The sequence below is a fragment of the Arthrobacter sp. NPDC080086 genome (genome assembly GCF_040702285.1).
In genome coordinates, this window is record NZ_JBFBKP010000003.1 from 103,476 (window position 1) to 121,100 (window position 17,625).

23 protein-coding genes are annotated in these 17,625 nt (G+C 64.7%); 1 reads left to right on the forward strand and 22 read right to left on the reverse strand.

Annotation, left to right across the window (positions count from 1 at the left end; all coding sequences use genetic code 11):
• Positions 1–3: 3 nt before the first annotated feature.
• From flgL to flgB, 11 genes are read right to left on the reverse strand one after another with little or no spacing between them, the layout of a single operon-like run.
• Positions 4–918, reverse strand: coding sequence for a flagellar hook-associated protein FlgL (gene flgL / locus AB0305_RS02670; protein ID WP_366171245.1), 915 nt, complete (start codon positions 916–918; stop codon positions 4–6).
• A 10-nt stretch (positions 919–928) separates the two neighbouring features.
• The gene (flgK, locus tag AB0305_RS02675) at positions 929–2,269 is read right to left on the reverse strand and encodes a flagellar hook-associated protein FlgK (protein ID WP_366171247.1); all 1,341 of its coding nucleotides are present in this window, start codon (positions 2,267–2,269) and stop codon (positions 929–931) included.
• Between the two features lie 41 nt (positions 2,270–2,310).
• Complete coding sequence (locus tag AB0305_RS02680) at positions 2,311–2,670, reverse strand: hypothetical protein (protein ID WP_366171249.1); 360 nt, start codon at positions 2,668–2,670, stop codon at positions 2,311–2,313.
• A gap of 14 nt (positions 2,671–2,684) precedes the next feature.
• The gene (locus AB0305_RS02685) at positions 2,685–3,812 is read right to left on the reverse strand and encodes a flagellar basal body P-ring protein FlgI (RefSeq protein ID WP_366171251.1); all 1,128 of its coding nucleotides are present in this window, start codon (positions 3,810–3,812) and stop codon (positions 2,685–2,687) included.
• Between the two features lie 31 nt (positions 3,813–3,843).
• On the reverse strand, positions 3,844–4,512 hold the full coding sequence (gene flgH / locus AB0305_RS02690) for a flagellar basal body L-ring protein FlgH (protein WP_366171253.1): 669 nt from the start codon (positions 4,510–4,512) through the stop codon (positions 3,844–3,846).
• The gene (gene flgG, locus AB0305_RS02695; RefSeq protein WP_366171255.1) at positions 4,512–5,297 is read right to left on the reverse strand and encodes a flagellar basal-body rod protein FlgG; all 786 of its coding nucleotides are present in this window, start codon (positions 5,295–5,297) and stop codon (positions 4,512–4,514) included. Before flgG ends, flgH begins: the two co-directional genes overlap by 1 nt.
• A 36-nt stretch (positions 5,298–5,333) precedes the next feature.
• On the reverse strand, positions 5,334–6,059 hold the full coding sequence (locus AB0305_RS02700) for a flagellar basal body rod protein FlgF (RefSeq protein WP_366171257.1): 726 nt from the start codon (positions 6,057–6,059) through the stop codon (positions 5,334–5,336).
• 4 nt (positions 6,060–6,063) lie between these two features.
• Positions 6,064–7,233 (reverse strand): flagellar hook-basal body complex protein, encoded by a 1,170-nt coding sequence (locus AB0305_RS02705; protein ID WP_366171259.1) that lies wholly within the window; start codon positions 7,231–7,233, stop codon positions 6,064–6,066.
• Entirely contained in the window at positions 7,230–7,970 is a 741-nt protein-coding gene (locus tag AB0305_RS02710; protein ID WP_366171261.1) for a flagellar hook capping FlgD N-terminal domain-containing protein, read from the reverse strand. The genes AB0305_RS02705 and AB0305_RS02710 overlap by 4 nt, the downstream gene beginning before the upstream one ends.
• A 5-nt stretch (positions 7,971–7,975) precedes the next feature.
• Positions 7,976–8,374 (reverse strand): flagellar basal body rod protein FlgC, encoded by a 399-nt coding sequence (gene flgC, locus AB0305_RS02715; protein WP_366171263.1) that lies wholly within the window; start codon positions 8,372–8,374, stop codon positions 7,976–7,978.
• The gene (gene flgB / locus AB0305_RS02720; protein WP_366171265.1) at positions 8,374–8,742 is read right to left on the reverse strand and encodes a flagellar basal body rod protein FlgB; all 369 of its coding nucleotides are present in this window, start codon (positions 8,740–8,742) and stop codon (positions 8,374–8,376) included. Before flgB ends, flgC begins: the two co-directional genes overlap by 1 nt.
• A 219-nt stretch (positions 8,743–8,961) precedes the next feature.
• On the opposite strand from flgB, the gene flgA reads away from it, so the two are divergent.
• Positions 8,962–9,702, forward strand: coding sequence for a flagellar basal body P-ring formation chaperone FlgA (gene flgA / locus AB0305_RS02725; protein ID WP_366171267.1), 741 nt, complete (start codon positions 8,962–8,964; stop codon positions 9,700–9,702).
• Between the two features lie 20 nt (positions 9,703–9,722).
• Here flgA and flgJ read toward each other — a convergent pair whose 3' ends face one another.
• From flgJ to fliD, 11 genes are all read right to left on the reverse strand, one after another.
• Positions 9,723–10,469, reverse strand: a complete 747-nt coding sequence (flgJ, locus tag AB0305_RS02730; RefSeq protein WP_366171269.1) for a flagellar assembly peptidoglycan hydrolase FlgJ — start codon at positions 10,467–10,469, stop codon at positions 9,723–9,725.
• Positions 10,456–10,893 carry a flagellar export chaperone FlgN gene (gene flgN, locus AB0305_RS02735; RefSeq protein ID WP_366171272.1) on the reverse strand — a complete coding sequence of 146 codons (438 nt, stop codon included), beginning with the start codon at positions 10,891–10,893 and terminating at the stop codon, positions 10,456–10,458. Before flgN ends, flgJ begins: the two co-directional genes overlap by 14 nt.
• Complete coding sequence (gene flgM, locus AB0305_RS02740; RefSeq protein ID WP_366171274.1) at positions 10,890–11,177, reverse strand: flagellar biosynthesis anti-sigma factor FlgM; 288 nt, start codon at positions 11,175–11,177, stop codon at positions 10,890–10,892. Before flgM ends, flgN begins: the two co-directional genes overlap by 4 nt.
• Before the next feature lie 83 nt (positions 11,178–11,260).
• On the reverse strand, positions 11,261–12,286 hold the full coding sequence (locus AB0305_RS02745; protein WP_366171276.1) for a flagellar motor protein MotB: 1,026 nt from the start codon (positions 12,284–12,286) through the stop codon (positions 11,261–11,263).
• Entirely contained in the window at positions 12,283–13,155 is an 873-nt protein-coding gene (gene motA, locus AB0305_RS02750) for a flagellar motor stator protein MotA (protein ID WP_366171278.1), read from the reverse strand. The genes AB0305_RS02745 and motA overlap by 4 nt, the downstream gene beginning before the upstream one ends.
• A gap of 53 nt (positions 13,156–13,208) precedes the next feature.
• The gene (locus AB0305_RS02755) at positions 13,209–13,931 is read right to left on the reverse strand and encodes a FliA/WhiG family RNA polymerase sigma factor (protein ID WP_366171280.1); all 723 of its coding nucleotides are present in this window, start codon (positions 13,929–13,931) and stop codon (positions 13,209–13,211) included.
• Between the two features lie 5 nt (positions 13,932–13,936).
• A complete protein-coding gene (locus tag AB0305_RS02760; protein ID WP_366171282.1) occupies positions 13,937–14,395 on the reverse strand; it encodes a flagellar basal body-associated FliL family protein in 459 nt (152 codons plus the stop codon).
• Positions 14,392–15,552, reverse strand: coding sequence for a flagellar hook-length control protein FliK (locus AB0305_RS02765; protein ID WP_366171284.1), 1,161 nt, complete (start codon positions 15,550–15,552; stop codon positions 14,392–14,394). The genes AB0305_RS02760 and AB0305_RS02765 overlap by 4 nt, the downstream gene beginning before the upstream one ends.
• On the reverse strand, positions 15,549–15,848 hold the full coding sequence (locus AB0305_RS02770) for a hypothetical protein (protein WP_366171286.1): 300 nt from the start codon (positions 15,846–15,848) through the stop codon (positions 15,549–15,551). Before AB0305_RS02770 ends, AB0305_RS02765 begins: the two co-directional genes overlap by 4 nt.
• Positions 15,849–15,855: 7 nt before the next feature.
• Positions 15,856–16,245 carry a flagellar export chaperone FliS gene (gene fliS / locus AB0305_RS02775; protein ID WP_366171288.1) on the reverse strand — a complete coding sequence of 130 codons (390 nt, stop codon included), beginning with the start codon at positions 16,243–16,245 and terminating at the stop codon, positions 15,856–15,858.
• Positions 16,242–17,609, reverse strand: a complete 1,368-nt coding sequence (gene fliD, locus AB0305_RS02780) for a flagellar filament capping protein FliD (RefSeq protein WP_366171290.1) — start codon at positions 17,607–17,609, stop codon at positions 16,242–16,244. Before fliD ends, fliS begins: the two co-directional genes overlap by 4 nt.
• Positions 17,610–17,625 lie beyond the last annotated feature (16 nt).

Genomic DNA, 17,625 nt, shown 5'->3' on the forward strand with positions numbered 1-17,625 from the left:
GCCTCAGATAGCGTCGAACAGCGACATCTTCTTCATGCGGCCGTAAATCTCATACGTACCCTTCATCGCCGTCATGTAGTTGTTGAGCTGGTCGATCGCATCGGCGAAATCGAGCTCGCCCACCAGGCTGGTTGCCTGGCCGTTGGCGATGAGCTGTGCGGCGTGGTTGTCGTTCATCAGGGTCAGCGTGTTTTGCGCGCCGCCCAGGTGAGAGACCTTTGCGCTCAGCACGTTGATGCCGTTGTTCTTGAGCGAGTCGATGCCGGCGGTCAGGAGGTCGCGCACAGCAGGATCATTCGGGTCCACCGCCGGATCTTCCATGGCCTCCACGGCCAACTCCAGCTTGTTGAGCACGTCGGCCAGGTGGTCGACCGTCACGTTGGCGGTTTGCGTCACGCCGTGGCCGATCACCACGTCCTGCTGCTCGCTGTTGCCGGCAAAGGCGTAGCGGCTGCCGGCCGGTGCGGTCGGGTCGTAGGCGATGGGTGCGGTGTCGGTCTGCGTGCCGGAGAACAGGTAGTTGCCGTCGCCATCCTTGGCGTTGGCGGCTTGCTTCAGGTTGTCGAGCAAGGTGCGCAGCGGGCCGGCCATGGCGTTCAGGTCTGCGGCGCTGTGGCTGCCATCGGCGGCGGCCAGCAGCGAGTCGTGCGCTGACATCACGGTGTCGAGCATGCCGTCCAGATGCGCTTCGTTCTTCTGCAGGCGCACCGACAGCGTGTCGATGTTCTTCTGAAAGCGTGTGAGCACCGATGTATCGCGTTCGAGCATCAGAAGGCGCACAGCAGCAATCGGATCATCCGAGGCGCGCTGCACGCGTTGGCCCGAGGCCATCTTGCTCATGAGGTCGGCGGTCTTGCTGTTCGATGCTCGCAGCGTGCTGAGCATGCTCATGCTGAGTTGCTGGTTGGTAACGCGCATGATGGTGTCCTTAGAAGCTCTTGATCGTGGCGTCGAACAGTTCGTTCGCCACCGAGATGACTTTCATGTTGGCCTGGTAGATCTGCAAGAACTCGTTGAGGTTCATGGCCTCTTCGTCGCCGTTGATGCCTGCCGATGACAGCCACGCCTCTTCAGCCTGCTTGCGCATCTCGCCGGCCATGGTGAGCGCCGATTGGTTCTGCTGGCTCTGCGAACCGAGCTTGCCGACGAGCAGCGTGTACGCGTCGCCCAGCGACGTCTCGCCAAAGCCCGGCAGATCGATGCGCTGGTTGCGCAGCTCGATCAGCTTGAGCAGGTTGTCGCTGTTGCCCGGGGTTTTCGGATCTCCGGAAAAGCCGAGCTCTTCCGGCTTCATCTCGTTGAGCGTCAGGCGGCCCGTGGCGGGGTCGAACGTAAACAGCGGCTTGCCCGGCGAGCCGTCCATGCCGTAGCCGTCTTCCAGTTGCTTGTTGAAGCTCTCGGCAATCTCACCGGCCAGCGAGCGGATGGCTTCCATTTGCGGCAGCAGGGTGTCTTGCGCGAACGTGTAGAGACCACCCAGCGTGCCGCCCACCTTGGCGCCGTCGACGGGGTACGTCGTGCCGCCAGACTCGATGTTCAGCGCGAACTCGCCATTGGCCTTCGTTTCCACACTGACCTTGCCGACCTGGCTGCCGGCCACCAGCGGCGTGCCACTGGCCAGATTCACGTCGATGGTGCCGTCCGGCTGGCGCACGGTGCGGATCTCCGCCAGTGCGGCAAGCTGGTCGATGGCGTTGTCGCGCTGGTCGATCAACTCCGACGGAGCACCGCCGTTGGCCTCGGCATCTGCAATGCGGCGGTTGAGGTCGGCAATGGATTCCGACAGGCCATTGATCTGGCCGGCCGTGGCCGAGCTCTGCTGGCGCAGCGTATCGAGCTGGCCGCGCATCATCTGCTGCAGGTTGTTGAAGCTGGTGGCCAGGCCACCGGCGGCCATCAGCACCTGCTGACGCAGCGCGGGCTTGGCCGGGTCGGCGCTGGCTTCATCCAGTGCACCAAAGAAGCGGTCCATCCCTGCCTTGACGCTGCCGTCTTCCAGGCCCATCACTTCTTCCAGCTGACGGAAATACGATTCCGCCGCGCTGTGCTGCCCCACCGGGCTTTGCGACAGCCACTTCTGCTGGATCTTGTAGTTGTCGCCAAAGCGGATCAGCGAACCCACCTCAACGCCGCCGCCCACGCGCGTTGTCAATAGCACGCCCTGACGGGTATAGCCGGGCGTCGCCAGGTTTGCGATGTTGCGCGCCGTCATGTTGAGGTTCGCTTGTGCGGCGAGCACGCCGGACAGGCCGATGCGGGTGATGCTCATGATTGGGTTCCAGTAGGCAAAAATTTAGTGGGACGACCGCATCAGTCTTGCGCGGACGCAGCCGGTGCAGCGGGCGCAGCTTCGGGCGGCAGCATCTGCGCCACCAGCGTGTCGGCAATGCCGAAGGCACGCTGATGCGCAATCGCATCGGCCACCGCGCGGTTGGCGTAGTCGAGCATCGCGTCGCTCGTTCGGTCTGTGCCGCTGTCGTCGCTCTTGAGCTGGTCGGTCGCCTTCTTCATCTCGTTCAGCATCTGCGCAATGAACAGGCCTTCAAACTGCACGGTGGCCTCTTCCACGCGCTTGCGGTAAGCCGGGTCTGCAGGCTTGACCGCTTCGCCGGCGGACGCGCCGCCCGGCGTTTGAAAAAGGTGCATCGGTTCCAATGTCATGGTCGTCATGGTTGTCTTTCCCGTCAGATCACCACCAGTTCACCCGTAAGCGCGCCGGCTTCGGACAGCGCCTGCAGGATGGCCATCAGGTCGTCCGGCGTGGCGCCCGTGCGGTTGATCGTGTCGACAATCGCTTGCAGGCTCGCACCCGACTTCCACTGGAACGCGTTGCCACCAGCCTGGGAGACGCCGATCTCGCTGATCGGTGCGGCCACCGTAGTGCCGTTGGCAAACTCGTTCGGCTGACTGACCATCGTGCCTTCGGCAATCGTGACCTTCAGCGCGCCGTGCGAAACGACCGCCGGTTTCACCGTCACACCCTGACTGATAACGACCGTGCCGGTGCGCGAGTTAAAGACAATGCGCGGCGTCTCGCTACCCTGCTTGACCTGCAGCCCTTTCAATCGCGCGACAAAGGCCACCCGCTGGCTCGGCACCTCGGGGGCGATCACGTCCACCGACGTGGCGTCTTCCGTGCTGGCAACGTCACTGCCAAACCTGGCGTTGATGGCGTCGACGATCTGCGAAGCGGTGGTGAAATCCGGGCGCTTGAGGTTCAGGCGCACGGTAGGCGTGCTGGCAAAGTCGGTGGCGATCTCTTGCTCGATGGTCGCGCCCTTCGGGATACGGCCCGTGGTGGGCGTGTTGATGGTGACACTCGATCCGCTGCGGCCCTGTGCGTTCAGGCCCGGGATGACGAGGTTGCCCTGTGCCAGTGCATAGGTTTCGCCATCGGCCGCGCGCAGCGGCGTCATCAGCAGCGTGCCGCCGCGCAGGCTCTTGGCGTCGCCCAGCGACGAGACGGTGACGTCCACCTTCTGGCCACGGCGGTAGCCGGGCGGAAACGTGGCGCTCACCATCACCGCGGCGGCATTGCGCGAGCGCAGGTTGACGTTCTCAGGCAGCCGTGTGCCGAACTGCTTGAGCATGTTCGCCAGTGACTGCGTGGTGTACTTGGCTTGCGTGCCGTCGCCAGAACCCGCCAGGCCCACGACGATGCCGTAGCCGACGAGCGCGTTCTCGCGCACGCCTTCCACGTCGACCAGGCTGCCGACCGTTTGCGCACGTGCGCCGGGCACGGCACCGAGCAGCGCCGCGACAACGACCACCGCGCACGTGGCGGCAAAGGTGGCGAATCGCTTCAGTTTCATCGTGTCATCCTTGGTGCAATCGGGCCCTGGCTCAGAACGGCATCCAGGGGCTGTTGAAGAATCGGGTCAGCCAGCCAGCCTGGTTGGCATCGGCCAGTGCGCCGCGGCCCGAGTAGGTAATGCGCGCATTCGCCACACGCTGTGACGACACGCGGTTGTTCGAATCGATGTCGGCAGCGCGCACATAACCGGCAAGCCGCACGTTTTCTTCGCCCTGGTTCAGGACGAGGCGCTTTTCGCCGCGCACCTGCAGCAGGCCGTTGGGCATCACGCGCTGGACCACCACCGTGACGGAGCCGCGCAATGTGTTCTGCTGCGAGCTGGAGCCCGAGCCGTTGAAGCCGCTCTTGGCGCCAAGCTCGGCCTCAACCGGCAGCGTCTTGCCGAAGAACGATGGCTTCTTGGCGCTCAGGCTGCTGTCCTTGCCCATCTGCGTGCCGCTCTTCTTGCTGGCCTGCGTGGATTCGTCCAGCTCGACCGTCAGCACGTCGCCCGCGCGGAATGCGCGCACGTCTGACGTAAGCGACCACGCCTGATCCGGCACCATGACGCCGCCCGCCGTACCGCGACGGACTTCAAACGCGGTCTCGGGCATGGTGTTGTCGTCGAAGTCCTGCAACGGACGATCGAGCGGCCCGGTTGCGCAACCGGCCAGCAAGGCCAGTGCACCGCATGCGGCCAGGAAGCGTGCGGCCCTCATCAGCGTGCCGCCTGCGAGAGGTACTGCATCATGTTGTCGGCGGCCGACAGCACCTTGGTGTTCATCTCATAGGTGCGCTGGGCAGCAATCATCTCGACCATTTCTTCCACGGCCAGCACGTTGGAGCCTTCCAGCGCACCCTGCTTGATGGTGCCCAGGCCGTTCTGGCCGGGTTCGCCTTCGGTGGGGGCGCCGCTGGCGGTGGTTTCGCCATACAGGTTGTCGCCCAGGGCCAACAGGCCGGCCGGGTTGACGAACTGCGCGAGCTGGAGCTGGCCCACTTCGGTGGGCGTGGTGCCTGCACCCGTGGTGACGGACACCACACCGTTCTCACCAATCGTGATGCCGGTGGCGTCTTGCGGTACATCAATGCCCGGTGCAATCGGCAGGCCCTGCGCGTTGGTCAGGCGGCCTTGATCGTTCAAGCGCAGCTGGCCGGCGCGGGTGTAACCGACTTCGCCGTTCGCCATTTCTACCTGCAGGAAGCCGTTGCCATTGATGGCCAAGTCCAGCGCCTGACCGGTGTTCTGCATTGCGCCCGTGGTGAACACCTTTTGCGTGCCCGCAATGCGCGTGCCGTTGCCGAGCTGCACGCCCGGGCCGGTGGCGTTGTCCGACACCTGTGCGCCCGGTTGGCGCTCGGCGCGGTAGAACAGGTCTTCGAACACCGCACGGTCGCGCTTGAAGCCGACCGTGTTGACGTTGGCGAGGTTGTTGGCGATCGCCTGCAGCTTCGCGTCCTGGGCCTGGATGCCCGTCTTGCTGATCCACATTGCGTGATTCATGGTTGCCTCTTACTCCTTGTGTGTTGACGCAGCCGCTTAGCCGCGGATGAGCCGGTTGCCGGCGTCGGCCATTTCATCAGCCACCTTGTAGAGCTTCATCTGCATCTCGAATGACCGCGTGAGCGACATCGTGTGCATCATTTCTTCGACGGCCGAGACGTTGCTGCTCTCCAGGTGGCCACCCTTGACGGTGACGCTGCCATCGGCCGCGTATTCGGCGCCGCTGCGCGAGACGATCAGCCCCTGCGCGTTCTTCATCAGATCGGCCGGCTCGGGGTTCACCAGCAGCAGGCGCCCCGCGTCCTGGACGCCCTTCTCGCCAGCCATCACCACGGAGATCGTGCCGTCCGCGCCGATCGTCAGCGAGTCGTGTTCGGGCAGCACAATGGGGCCGCCGTCGCCAAGGACCGTGTGGCCGCCCAACGTGAGGTTGCCTTCGCCGTCGATCGCCATGGCACCGGCACGCGTGTAGGCCACGCCGCTGTCGGTTTCGATGGCCAGGTAGCCTGGGCCGTCGATGGCCACGTCGAGCGTGCGGCCGGTTTCGCTGGTCTTGCCCGGCGTATGGTCGACGTGCGTGGATGTGAGCGCCGCATGATGGCGCGAGTCATAGCCATAGCCGCTGGCGGCCTGGCTGGTGACGCTGGCCATGTCGGCGCGAAAACCGGTGGTTTGCGCGTTGGCGAGGTTGTTGGCTCGCACATTGAGCGCGCGCAGCGAGTGGTCTGCGCCCGTCATTGCTGTGTAGATGAAGGCGTCCATCGCGTTACAGCGCCTGCATCAGCGTGCGCATCATTTCGTTTTCGGTGGACAGCACCTTCGAGTTGGCCTGGTAGTTCTGCTGCGCGCCCATCAGGTTCACCAGCTCGGAGGTCATGTCGACGTTCGATTGCTCCACCGCACCCACGGCCAGCTTGCCGCCCATGCCGGTGCCCGGCGTGCCCAGCAGCGGCTCACCGGTGGCGGCGCTTGCCTGCCACGCAGAACCATCCACCGGCACCAGGCCGTTCTCGTTCTGGAACGTGGCGATCGCCAACTGGCCTGCCGACATCTTCTTGCCGTTGCTGTACTGCACCTCGATGGAGCCGTCTTCGGCCAGCGATACGCCCGTCACGGTTCCGGCCTTGTAGCCGTCCGCGCGGTTCTTGGCGGTGCTCTGTTCGCCACCGAACATCGTCGTGCCGGCGTAGCTGATGGCGATCGACAGCGGCGCGGCGCCAGTCGGCGTGCCCAGGTCCAGATCCACGGTGCCGATCGGCGTCACCATCTTGCCGGTCTCGTCAAAGTTCAGGAATGTGGGCAAACCGACGTCTTCACCATCCATGGCGTAGTAGACCTGCATTTCGTTGCCGGCACCCTTGACGAAGTACTGCGTCACGGTGTGCTCGCGGCCCAGCGAATCAGTCACGGTGGTGGCCGACATGCCGTTGTACGACTGCGGGTCGTCCTTGTTGAACGGCGAGACGGTCGGCTCGTCCCAATCAGCCGACATGTTGCCGGCGTACTCCAGCGAGCCGCTCGCCTGCGCGGGAATCGCGCCCGTGGGCACCGTCAGGCTGCCCAGTGCGCCGTCCAGGCCGTAGCCTTGCACCGCGCGGCCCATGAAGTCGATCACGTTGCCGTTGGCGTCCGTGCCGAACACGCCGGCGCGCGAGTACACCATCGAGCCGTCGGTATCACGTGAGATGAAGAACCCCTTACCCGAGATGGCGGCGTCCATGCCACGGCCGGTGGCCAGGAAGTTGCCGCTGATGTCCATCGCCTGCGAGGTCGACCCGATCTGCACGCCCGACGGCTGCGCGTTGATGTAGCTCGACGAGAAGTTCGCGCGGCCGGCCTTGAAGCCCAGCGTGCCGCTGTTGGCGATGTTGTTGCTGATCTGGTTGAGCTGGCCGTTGATGGCGTTGATGCCGGCAAGTGCGATGTTGAAACTCATGACTGGTACCTCTTCGGAATGGGAAGGATCTGGGGAGGAGTGGATTCAGGAGGCGTTGTGCTTTGCCCGCCGCCGTTCGGGCGACCAAGGAAGCGGGTGATGTCGGCGGTGTCGGCCTCGCCAATGCCGGCGATCGACAGGATCACGCGGCCATCGGCACCCAGGCGCACGCTTTGCAGCTCGCCGATCAACTCGACGTTCGGCTTCTCGCCGGTGTCGGTGGAGACACGCACCTTGTAGTTGCCCGGGGGCAGGTCGTGCGCTTCGGGGTCGATCTCGAAATCGACATCGCCCGCTTGCTTCGCACCCAGCGAAATTTTGTGTTCGGTACCGTCCGGCCCGGTCAGGATGACTTCCACATCCGAGGCGGAAGATTCCAGCGTGAAGCCGCCCTTGACGACGTCGCCGTCCAGATCGACTGCATCGGCACGCACGCGCACCAGCGAGCCGACCTGCGAGCCCAGCGTGACCACCAGCATGCTTTCCTGCATGGCAGCGGTGGCGGCGCTCAGTTGGGCCAGCGTCTGCATGGCTTCCACCTGGCTCATCTGCGAGAACTGCGTCACGAACTGGCTGGCCTCCATGGGCGCCAGCGGATCCTGGTTCTGGATCTGCGCGATCAGCAGCTTGGTGAACATGTCGGACACGCCACCGCCATCGTTGTTGCCGGCACCCGGCTGCAAGATCGGATCGCCGATGCCCGAGCCGTTGCTGTTGACGTTGTTATTGATATTCATCGTGCTCAGCCCTCGCCCATGCGCAGCAGGTCTTGCTGCATGCCCTTGATGCGCGTGAGCACCTCGGCGTTGGTGGAGAAGGCACGCGACGCGGCCATCATGTCGGTCATTTCTTCGACGGCGCTCACGTTGGAGTAGAAGACCATGCCGTCTTCATCGGCCAGCGGGTGGCCCGGCTCGTGGCGCGCGGCGAGTGCGTCGTCGGTGGAGATCACGTCCAGCACCTGCACGCGCGCGCCACCGTTCTGAAACACCGATGCGAACACCGGCTTGCGTGCGCGGTAGGCGGTCTCTTCCGTGCCGGAAGTACCGGCATTGGCGAGATTGCTGGCGATGGTGTTCAGGCGCACGGTTTGCGCAGACATTGCTGAACCGGCGATCTGCGAGATGTCTTTGAAGCTCATCAAACGTTCCCCGTGATGGCGGCCTTCAGGCCCTTGATCTTCATGTTCACGAAGGTGAGGCTGGCCTGGAAATCGGCGGCGTTCTGTGAGAACGCGGCCTGCTCGGCGCCCAGCTCGACGGTGTTGCCGTCTTGCGAGGGGCGGCTCGGCACGCGATATTTGGCTTCGTCCCCGCCGAACTGCAGCGCGGCCTCGAAGGCGTTGTTGGCGAGTGCGTGGTCCAGGCTTGCGCGAAAATCCAGATCGCGCGCCCGATAACCCGGCGTCGATTCATTGGCCAGGTTCGACGCAAGGAGCTTGGTGCGTTCGGCGCGCACTTTCAGTGCTGCCGAATGCACGCCGAGCGCTTGTTCGAGATTCAGTCCCATCGTGGCTGCTTGCCTCCGCAAAGTGCCGCGCGGCGCGTGCCGGGCAGCGATTGATTCATTGACAGTGCGGAGGTTACGGGCCGTCGAACAATGCGGCGAAGATGTTGTACAGAACTTGAATGGGCACCTATGGGAGGCATAGGTGGGACCTATTGGGGGCCGGGGCGCAAATGCCGCCCCTATAATTCGAGCGACCTTTCATTCACACCAAGGCGCGCCATGTCCACATGCGGTTTCCCGAAACGGCTTCTGAAGCACCTCGCGACAGCGGCCGGTTTGTTGATGCTGTCGTTTGCGGCCATGGCCCAGGCGCCTGCCACGGCGGGCGATCCGGCCGCCGCGCAGGTTGAGGAAGCCGCCCAAGCCTGGCTGACGCGCTACGTTGCCGATCACATGTTGAATGAAGCGCAGGCATCGGCCACCGTATCGCCCCCGCGCCGGCCAGCCCCCGCCTGTGGCGAGCCGTACGACATTGCCGTCACCGATACGAAGGTGCTGACGCGCATGCGGTTTTCCGTGCGCTGCCCGGGGGAATCGCGCGCAACGGTCTACGTCGTACGTGCACGCATCGAGTTGCCGGTGCTTGTAGCGGCAGCGGCGCTAACGCCGAACCAATCGCTGAGCGAAACGGACTTCACGCATGACGTGCGCGACTTTGCGCAGACCCCCGATGCGCTGACGGAGGCTGCCGCTGCCATCGGCCGCACGCCACGGCGCGCGGTGAAGGCCGGCCAGGTCATCCAGGCGCGCTTACTCAAAGGTGTCGAGGCAATTCGCCGTGGTCAGGCCGTGCAGATCGTGGCGAACACGGGGCCGGTGGAGGTAACGGTGCCGGGCACCGCCATGCAGAACGGCGCGATCGATGACGTGATCCGCGTGAAGAACACGAGCACCGGCAAGGTCATCACCGCGCGGGTGACAAGCGCCGGCACGGTCGAGCCGATCGGCACCAAGAAGTAGTGACAGCAACGTAGACAGCGTTACCGGACAAGCCCCTTCACCTGCCCCGCCATCTGTACGAGCTTGCTTTCGTAAGCGGGGTCGGTAGCGTAGCCGCCGCGCTTGAGCGCACGGGCAAAGGCGCGGGCGTCGTCGCCCACGTTGTGCACGCCGGCGTAGCGCGGTGAGTCGCGCAACAGCGTGCCGTAGTCGCGAAACGCACTGGCATAGCTCGGATACGCGCGAAAACGTTCGACCATCTTCACGGCTTCGCCATCGACGTACTCGGTGGTGGCCGACGCCGATGATGCGCCCTTCCAGTTGCCCGTGGCCTTGATACCGAACACGTTGTGCGTGGTCTCGCCGCGCGCGTTCGTCAGCGGCTTGCGGCCCCAGCCCGATTCGAGCGCCGCATGGGCGGCAATCAGCTCCGGCGCTGCGCCGATCATCGCGCCGGCACGGCGGGCGTGCGGCATGATCTCGGCCAGAAACGCTTGGCGGTCCGGGTCGATCGAACCAAACACCGTCACCCCCGCGCCGCTCGGCACACGGCGCTCGGCCGCTTCCGCACGGGCTTGCATGGCGTTGACCCACTGTGTGGCCTGCGACGACAGTTGCGGCTCGAACGTCCGCTCGAAGCCATTGCGGATCGCGCCGGTGATGTCTCGGTTGAGTGACTTGTACAACGACCCAAAGCCCGCTGCCGACGCGCTGGCGGGCGCGGCGGGAGCAGGCGGGCGGGCAACCGTGCCCGGTGTCGCGTTGAAGGTAACGTCAGGCCGGAACATAGATATGGCGTTCTCCGTGCATCAGACGCTGCATGGCTTCGTACTGCGCCGCCAGCAAGCCCCCGTTGCGGGTGGTGAGTACTTGGCACCGGGTGGCCAGTGCCTTCAGCTCGGTGCAGCGTTCGATGAACGATGCCCGTTGGGCAGCATGCTTGTCCCCCGCCAGCAGACGCTTGCCAAAGGCCAGCGCAGCCCCGGGCGTACGGCCGATCCGCTCGACACGATAGCGGCGGCGCAGCTCGATGGCGTCGGCTTCCACCGCAATCGCCTTGGCCAGTGAGCCCAGCGCCGTGGTGTCAAGCCGCAATGCCGCGGCAAACTGGTCTTCCAGCAACTGCGCGAGCTTGCGGTAGCTGACGCTGTCCGTCACCACATCTGCCAGCAGTTGGCGCGGGTTACCGGGGTAGCTGCCCTTGACGGTCATTCATGGCCTCCGTGGTAGCGCTGGATCATGCCAGCGAGTTTGGCGGCATCGAAGCGGATGTCGCCTGCTGCCAGTGCCGCGCGGATTTCCGCCACGCGCGCCGTATCGATTTCCTGCGACTCACCCATCGCGGCGCGTGCTGCATCCAGCGCCTGGCGGTCGCGGGTCTTCTCGCCCACCGAGCTGATCGGTGCAATGGCCGCCTTGTGCTGCGCGCCTTCGCCGCGCTGTGCGCTGTCCGTCTCGTTGATGGCGGTGTGTCCGCCCACGTTTGCGATTCGCATACTGTCACCCTACGGCCTGGTCGGCCCTTGAAGATCGTTAATCAGTCACTCAACCCATCAAGACGACCGGGTGGGCTCGGGTGTTAAATCTCTTTTTCATCGTCCGGGAGGACGACACCAACCTGCTGGCCGACCTGCCCCGCATCCGGCTCGCCGGCCGATGCTGCGTTGATGCCATTGACGAGGGGAACAACGCGCTCTGGGCGACCGAACATGGTCTGGATCATGCGGGCGCGCTCGGGCGTCAGCACCAGGAACTCAATGCGGCGGTTGACGGCCGCACGCGGGTCGTCCGCCAGCGGCGCCCGATCCGCCATGCCAACCACTTGCAGGACCTGGCCGGAACGCATGCCGCCTTCGAGCAGCCAACGCCGCGCCGACATGGCGCGGTCCCCCGACAGGTGCCAATTCGAGCGCGAGCCGAAGCCCAGGCTGCGATAGGGCACCGAGTCGGTATGGCCGATCACCAGCATCGGGTTGCCCACCGCGCCCATCAGCGCGCCGAGCTTGGTCAGCATGGGGCGGAACGGCTCGGAAGGCGTGCCTCCGCCGCTGACGAACACGCCACGCTCGTCGGTGTCATGCAGCATGACCCGCAGGCCCATGGGCGTGACGATGGTTTGGAGGTTATCGAGCAGTCCGGCCTCTTCACCCAGCGTACGCACACGCTCGGCCAGTGCATGCAACGCATCCTGCGTATCTGCAATGGGTTGCGTGCGCTTCACGTCGTCGCCCTCTTTGCCGGCGGTGCGCGGCGTCAGGCCATCGGGCATCACGGCGGTGTCCAGGATGACGGGTGCGCCATTGAGGACGCTGGAGCCGCCGTCATAGACCACGCTGTCGGCCATCTCGCCGAGTTTGAGGCGGGCCTCTTCTTCATCGCGCGCACCCAGCACCCACAGCAGCAGGAACAGGCACATGAGGGCGAGACAGAAATCGGCGAAAGCGACTTTCCAGCTGCCGCCGTGGTCGTTGTCGTGGTCGCGCCGGACGGCACGCTTGACGATCAGGTCGACGTGTTCCCCGCGGCGCCCGCCTCGCTTGGGGGGCATGGCAGCAGGTGCGGCGGCTTCCGTCACGACCGGTACAACGGTGGTGTCGGCGCTCATGTGCGGGCTCCATCCAGCCGACCGATCCAAACCTCCAGCTCCGCAAAGCTGGGCTTGTTGGTCAATTGCATCAGGCGACGGCCCGTATCAATGGCCAGCAAGGGCGGCTTGCCTGCGGCAAAAGCGATGAGGACCACCTTCACGCATTCCAGATCCGACATCTCAGCCTTCACCACCTGCTTGATCAGGTTCGCCAGCGGATCCAGCACGCCGTAGCAGAAGAAGATGCCGATAAAGGTACCGATCATGGCGGCCGCCACCTTCTCGGCCAACTCAATGGCGCTGGCGCCATCACCGAGGCTGTTCATGGCCATCACCACGCCCAGCACGGCGGCCACGATGCCGAAGCCCGGCATGGCTTCCGAAATCTTCTTGAGCGAGCGCGAGGGCTGCTCCAGGTCTTCGTGGATGGCGACCAGCTCTTGCTCGAGCACGCTTTCCAGCTCGTGCGCGCTGATCTTGCCCATGGCCATCAGGCGGAAGTTGTCGACGATGAAGGCGAGCAACTCCGGATCCTGCAGCACCATCGGATAGCGCTGGAACAGCGGGCTTTCGTGCGGGGCCTCGACGTGGCTGTCGAGCGCCTTCAGGTCACGGCCAATGCTCAGCAGCTCGTACATCGCCAGCAGCTGCTGGCGCTGGAATTCCTTGTTGGCGGTGCGTTTGCGGAAGGTCATGACCTTGCGCAGCTGCTTGCCCATTTCGATCAGCACATGGCGCGGGTTGCCGAGCACCAGCGCGCCCACGGCGGCACCCACGATGATCAGCAATTCGACCGGCTGCCAGAGCTTGCTGAAATCGCCGCCCATGAACATGAACCCGCCGAATACGCAGGAGAGCACGATGAAAATGCCGAATATCTGTTGCATGATTCTTCCCGTCTAGGTGCCGCGCGGTCTGGCCGGCGGGCGGTTTTTCACTGTCAGTGCGCGGCGAGATACTTGCGCATCTTCGCCAGCGCACTCTTGTTGATCTGGCAGACCCGGGCCCGCGTCAGGCCAAGCACCGCGCCGATCTCGGCTTGGTTCAGGTCGAACTCATAAGACATCTGGATCACCTGCTGCTCGCGAGCGTCCAGCGCGCCCAATGCCTGCTCGAGCGAGCGGCGCAGCATGACTTGGCGTTCGATACCGTCGTCGCCGCCGCAGGCGTCACCGCTGTCTTCGAGCAGCGCGTCGAAGCTGACGAACTCCTGCGCACAATCGTCGAGCTGCAGTTGTTCGTATTCGTCGCCATCAATCTCAAGCGCTTCGCACACCTCTTCCTTGGTTGGCTCGCGGCCCAGCTCGCGGCGCAACGAGCGCTCGGTGCTGCGCAGGCGATGCGCACCCTGGCGTGCAGAACGCGGGCGCCAGTCCTGGCGGCGCAGTTCATCCAGGATGGCGCCGCGCACACGCACCAACGCGAAGTGCTCGAATTCCGCATCGGGCTCGCCGTAGCGACGCAGCGCTTCGAGCAGGCCCATCAGGCCCAGTTGCTCCAGGTCGGCGGCATCCATCGCGCCGCCCGCTTGCGAACCCAGCTTGCGCACGGTGCGCTTGACCAGCGGCGCGTACTGGGCCATCCAGCGTGCTTCGTCAGCAGCAGACAGGGTCTGGCCGGCGCGCTGCACGCTTTCGTATTCGGAGTAAGTCGTTGCGCTCATGGCGTTCAGTCCATCATGACTTTCGTCACCAGCACCTTGTCAAAGGGCGTGCGGTCGGCCCCGCCGTAGCCGTGCTCGTATTCCTTGTTCAGCATGGCGGCAAGCTCCATCGGCCCCATGCGCTGTACCTCTGCGGCCGTGCGCTCGGCCAGGACGCTGTATGCCGTGGCGCGCAGCACCGGCAGGTGTTCCTTCACCTGCTTTTCGCGCTTGGCATCGGTGGCGGAGAACACGAGGTCCATCACCACGTAACGCGGTCGGGCGCTGCCCTCGGTGCTGCGCAACATGACGATCAGCTTGTCGAGAGACACATAGCGCGCCTGCGCGTCGATGGGCAGACGGGGCGGCTTGGCGGCGGCAACCGCAGTCGAATTGCCCGTGCGGGTCACCACAAATGCCGTCATACCGGCTGCGCCCACGGCAATTGCCGCCGCAATGGCGATCATCATCAGATTCTTTTTCATACCGTTTCCTTCTGCGTGCGCGCCGCATCGCGCGACACAACTTCGAATGCACCGTCACCACCTGCGGCTGCCAGACCACGGCCGGGGCCCTGCTCTGCATCGTCGCGCGCGTGGCGCTCCCGGCCACCGGAGGTGTCCGCCTCTGCCTGGCTCTGCCGGCTGGCAGACACCTGCACGCTGACATCGCCACCATGGCGGGCGCCCAGTTCCTGGCGCAGGCTTTCGCCAATGGCTTGCAACTGGCGCACAACATCGGCATTCGTGGCGGACAGATGCACGGCAATGCCGCTCGCGTCCTGCCGCAGTTCGATGCGGATCGAGCCGTTCAGATGCGGATCGAGCCGGATCACGGCATGCCGCATGCCTTGCACCGTCTGTACGCTCAAGCGTTCACCCAGCGCGTCGACCAGCTTCTGCTGCGACTCGGTGGGGACTCGCGCAGCCGATGGAGCCGTCGCTGCTGGCAGCTCACCCTGGTGGTTTGCGGTGCGTGTCAGGCCATCCGTCGCCATGACAGACACGCCTGCCGGCAATACGGTCTCCCGGGTGGTGCGCGTGTTCACGGCTTGCGCGGCGCCGGTGGCAATGTCGTCCTGTGCCGGCGTTGCCGCTGTCGTTGCCGTTGCAGCCGCAACCGATCGCTGGTTGAAGACGCGATCCGCCAGTGCGGAATCCACCGCCGCTGCCGGCACACCGGCTTGCTGCGGGGCGGCGTCCATCGCCGCACCCGCCGGTACCGCTGCCTGTCCAGCGCCACGGCCCTGCGCCGGCATCGGGATCAGACCCGGCTGTGCCTGCGGAGCGGCCGCGTCGTCCGCCGCAGCGCTCTGCCCTTCACGTCCATCCAATGCCTGCATCAACCAGGGGGCAGCCATCGCGCCCTGTTGCAAGGCCGGCACGCGATCGAACGGCATCTCCGCCCCGATCGCCTGCGCCAGCACCTGCGCAACCCAAGCGTCCATCTGCGTGAACGGATCCGTCAACGCATCGGGGCCTTCGCCCGGCATGGCGACATCGCCGGCAAGCAGGTCTTCAAACTCAGCCAGCAACATGTCGGGCCCTGGAGCGGTATCCCCTTCTGGCGTCGAGAGCGCGGTGTTGCCGATGGGCACGGTGGCAGGCGCGAAATGACCCGCGGCCAGCAATCCCATCATCATCGGAGGCCCCCTTGCGCAGCATAGGCTTCCCAGCCTGTGCGGCGTGCATTGAGCCCGTTCATGGCATCCACCAGCCGCGCAGACTCCGATGCGAGCAGCGCAATGGCCGCACGGTGCGCCACCTTCAGCAGCACCAGCGATTCCCGCTCGGCCACGCTCAGCACCTGCTTCGCAGCCATGCCGCTGACGACGTCGTGTACTTCGTGGTTCAAGCGCTCGAGCGCTTCAAAGTCACGCTTGAGAATGGCTTGTCGTACGCGCGACGCGAGTCGCAGGAGATAGTCGGTCTGGTCCATGGTGGTGTCATCCAAATCGTTGGTCGACGCCTTCCCAAGCGGCCCGCAGCGTGCGGATCAGCTCGGAGACTTCGTCGACGATGGCCGGGTCGAGCGTGAGTCCGGCCTCGTTCAGGCGCCACGTGCAGTACTCGTAGAGCCGGGCCATGTTCACGACCACCTCGCCGCCCGCATCAAAGTCGAGCGCGCTGGTCAGGCCGTGCAACATGCCGATGCACTTGTTGAGGCTGTGGCCCTTTTCTTCGTAACGCTTGGCCTCGATATGGGCGCGTGCGCGCGCCATTTCGTCGAGCAGGCCGTCCATCAACACGATCACCAGACGTACCGGCGACGCGCTGGCCGTCTGGCCCGCGAGGTTCGCTGTCTGGTAGTCGCCGTAGCCGTGTTGCGTGGTCATTTCTTGTTCCCTCCAAAATCGGGAATGCTGTCGATCAGGTTCATCGTGAATTCCATCTGACTCTGCAGCTGTTCAACCCGCGTGAACTGCGCCAGATATCGTTGATACATCCGACTGTATTGCGCATCGAGCGAAAGCTCCTTCTTGTTCAACGATTTCTCAACGGACTCCGTGTTGTCCTGGCGGCGCTTGATATGGCCGTCCACCGAAGACGTCCACGTCTTCAGATAGGTGTCCATGCGCTTGACGATGCCCTTGTCGGCATCGGCGAACAGCGCGTCGAGTCCGGCGGGGTTCCTGGCCAACGCGGTGTCCAGCTTGCCCGTGTCGAGCGAGAGCTTGCCGCTGCGGTCGGCGCTGATTCCGTAGTCCAGCAACTTGGACTCCCCCACCGCACCGCGTAGCAGCTCGTTCATGCGCTGCTGCAAGCCGCGCACACCGGGGTCGCTGACGAACGGGCCAGCGTTTGCAGGGTCGTCCGGGTTGGTCTTGGTGAGCTCGGCCAGCACGCTCATCACTTCGTTGTACGCGTCGACAAACGCCTGTACCGCCTCGGTCGTGCCGCCCTTGTCGAGCCCGACATCGAGTAGCAACGGCGCATCGCCCGTGGTCATGGCCTGGGTGAACGTGACGGAAACGCCTTGGATGCCGGTGAAGGTATTGGAGGCCTGCTTGATCCGGACACCGCTTTCACCGCCGAGCTTGAAGATCGCGTCTTGTGCGGCAGAGAGCTCGTCGGGCGTGCGCGACAAGGCGGTGGCCAAGGCGGCGTCGTTGATGCCGCTGGTGTCGAGCGAGATCTCGCTGGCCTCGCCGGTTTCTCCGGAAGTCAGCACCAGGCGCTGTTCGCCGCCGATCGTGACGATCGACGCAGAGACCTTGCCTTCGTTGCCTTCCGCCTGGTTGATGGCGCGCGCCAGCTCGGCAGGCGATACGTTGCCGCTGGCATCGGCGTTGGCGGAAGACAAGTCCACCTCAAACGATTCGCCATCGCCCAGGGCAATCTTGAGCGAGCCTGCATCCGTGGCGGCATAGGACGGGATACCCGCATAGGCCACCTGGTGCGCAGACGCGAGTTGCTGGACAAAAAACGCATAGCTGCCGGGTTGCGCCCCCGAGCCCACCGTGGCATCGCCCAGCGCCGGATTCGACAGCGTGACCTTTTGCTTGACGATGCTGCTGGCACCCGACAGGGCCAGCAGCGAGGTCTGGAACGAACTCAGCGCGCCTTGCAGTTTGGTCAGCGCCGCCTTTGCGGAGGCATTGCCGGTTTTCTGGTCATTCAGTCGCTGGATGGCGTTGGCCATATACATGTCGGTAAACGCCTTGGCGCTTTCCGCTGGGACTCCAATACTGCCGAACATGGCTTTCCTCGCTTAC

What these genes read in the sequence shown, in the direction of transcription:
- flgB (WP_366171265.1), bottom strand. Translation starts at nt 8,742, where the DNA reads ATGGGACTGAATCTCGAACAAGCGCTCGGCGTGCATTCGGCAGCACTG.
- fliD (WP_366171290.1), bottom strand. Translation starts at nt 17,609, where the DNA reads ATGTTCGGCAGTATTGGAGTCCCAGCGGAAAGCGCCAAGGCGTTTACC.
- AB0305_RS02710 (WP_366171261.1), bottom strand. Translation starts at nt 7,970, where the DNA reads ATGAATATCAATAACAACGTCAACAGCAACGGCTCGGGCATCGGCGAT.
- fliS (WP_366171288.1), bottom strand. Translation starts at nt 16,245, where the DNA reads ATGACCACGCAACACGGCTACGGCGACTACCAGACAGCGAACCTCGCG.
- AB0305_RS02755 (WP_366171280.1), bottom strand. Translation starts at nt 13,931, where the DNA reads ATGAGCGCAACGACTTACTCCGAATACGAAAGCGTGCAGCGCGCCGGC.
- flgM (WP_366171274.1), bottom strand. Translation starts at nt 11,177, where the DNA reads ATGCGAATCGCAAACGTGGGCGGACACACCGCCATCAACGAGACGGAC.
- AB0305_RS02760 (WP_366171282.1), bottom strand. Translation starts at nt 14,395, where the DNA reads ATGAAAAAGAATCTGATGATGATCGCCATTGCGGCGGCAATTGCCGTG.
- flgA (WP_366171267.1), top strand. Translation starts at nt 8,962, where the DNA reads ATGTCCACATGCGGTTTCCCGAAACGGCTTCTGAAGCACCTCGCGACA.
- motA (WP_366171278.1), bottom strand. Translation starts at nt 13,155, where the DNA reads ATGCAACAGATATTCGGCATTTTCATCGTGCTCTCCTGCGTATTCGGC.
- AB0305_RS02685 (WP_366171251.1), bottom strand. Translation starts at nt 3,812, where the DNA reads ATGAAACTGAAGCGATTCGCCACCTTTGCCGCCACGTGCGCGGTGGTC.
- flgH (WP_366171253.1), bottom strand. Translation starts at nt 4,512, where the DNA reads ATGAGGGCCGCACGCTTCCTGGCCGCATGCGGTGCACTGGCCTTGCTG.
- flgC (WP_366171263.1), bottom strand. Translation starts at nt 8,374, where the DNA reads ATGAGCTTCAAAGACATCTCGCAGATCGCCGGTTCAGCAATGTCTGCG.
- AB0305_RS02770 (WP_366171286.1), bottom strand. Translation starts at nt 15,848, where the DNA reads ATGGACCAGACCGACTATCTCCTGCGACTCGCGTCGCGCGTACGACAA.
- AB0305_RS02745 (WP_366171276.1), bottom strand. Translation starts at nt 12,286, where the DNA reads ATGAGCGCCGACACCACCGTTGTACCGGTCGTGACGGAAGCCGCCGCA.
- flgL (WP_366171245.1), bottom strand. Translation starts at nt 918, where the DNA reads ATGCGCGTTACCAACCAGCAACTCAGCATGAGCATGCTCAGCACGCTG.
- flgK (WP_366171247.1), bottom strand. Translation starts at nt 2,269, where the DNA reads ATGAGCATCACCCGCATCGGCCTGTCCGGCGTGCTCGCCGCACAAGCG.
- flgN (WP_366171272.1), bottom strand. Translation starts at nt 10,893, where the DNA reads ATGACCGTCAAGGGCAGCTACCCCGGTAACCCGCGCCAACTGCTGGCA.
- AB0305_RS02705 (WP_366171259.1), bottom strand. Translation starts at nt 7,233, where the DNA reads ATGAGTTTCAACATCGCACTTGCCGGCATCAACGCCATCAACGGCCAG.
- AB0305_RS02700 (WP_366171257.1), bottom strand. Translation starts at nt 6,059, where the DNA reads ATGGACGCCTTCATCTACACAGCAATGACGGGCGCAGACCACTCGCTG.
- flgJ (WP_366171269.1), bottom strand. Translation starts at nt 10,469, where the DNA reads ATGTTCCGGCCTGACGTTACCTTCAACGCGACACCGGGCACGGTTGCC.
- AB0305_RS02680 (WP_366171249.1), bottom strand. Translation starts at nt 2,670, where the DNA reads ATGACGACCATGACATTGGAACCGATGCACCTTTTTCAAACGCCGGGC.
- flgG (WP_366171255.1), bottom strand. Translation starts at nt 5,297, where the DNA reads ATGAATCACGCAATGTGGATCAGCAAGACGGGCATCCAGGCCCAGGAC.
- AB0305_RS02765 (WP_366171284.1), bottom strand. Translation starts at nt 15,552, where the DNA reads ATGATGATGGGATTGCTGGCCGCGGGTCATTTCGCGCCTGCCACCGTG.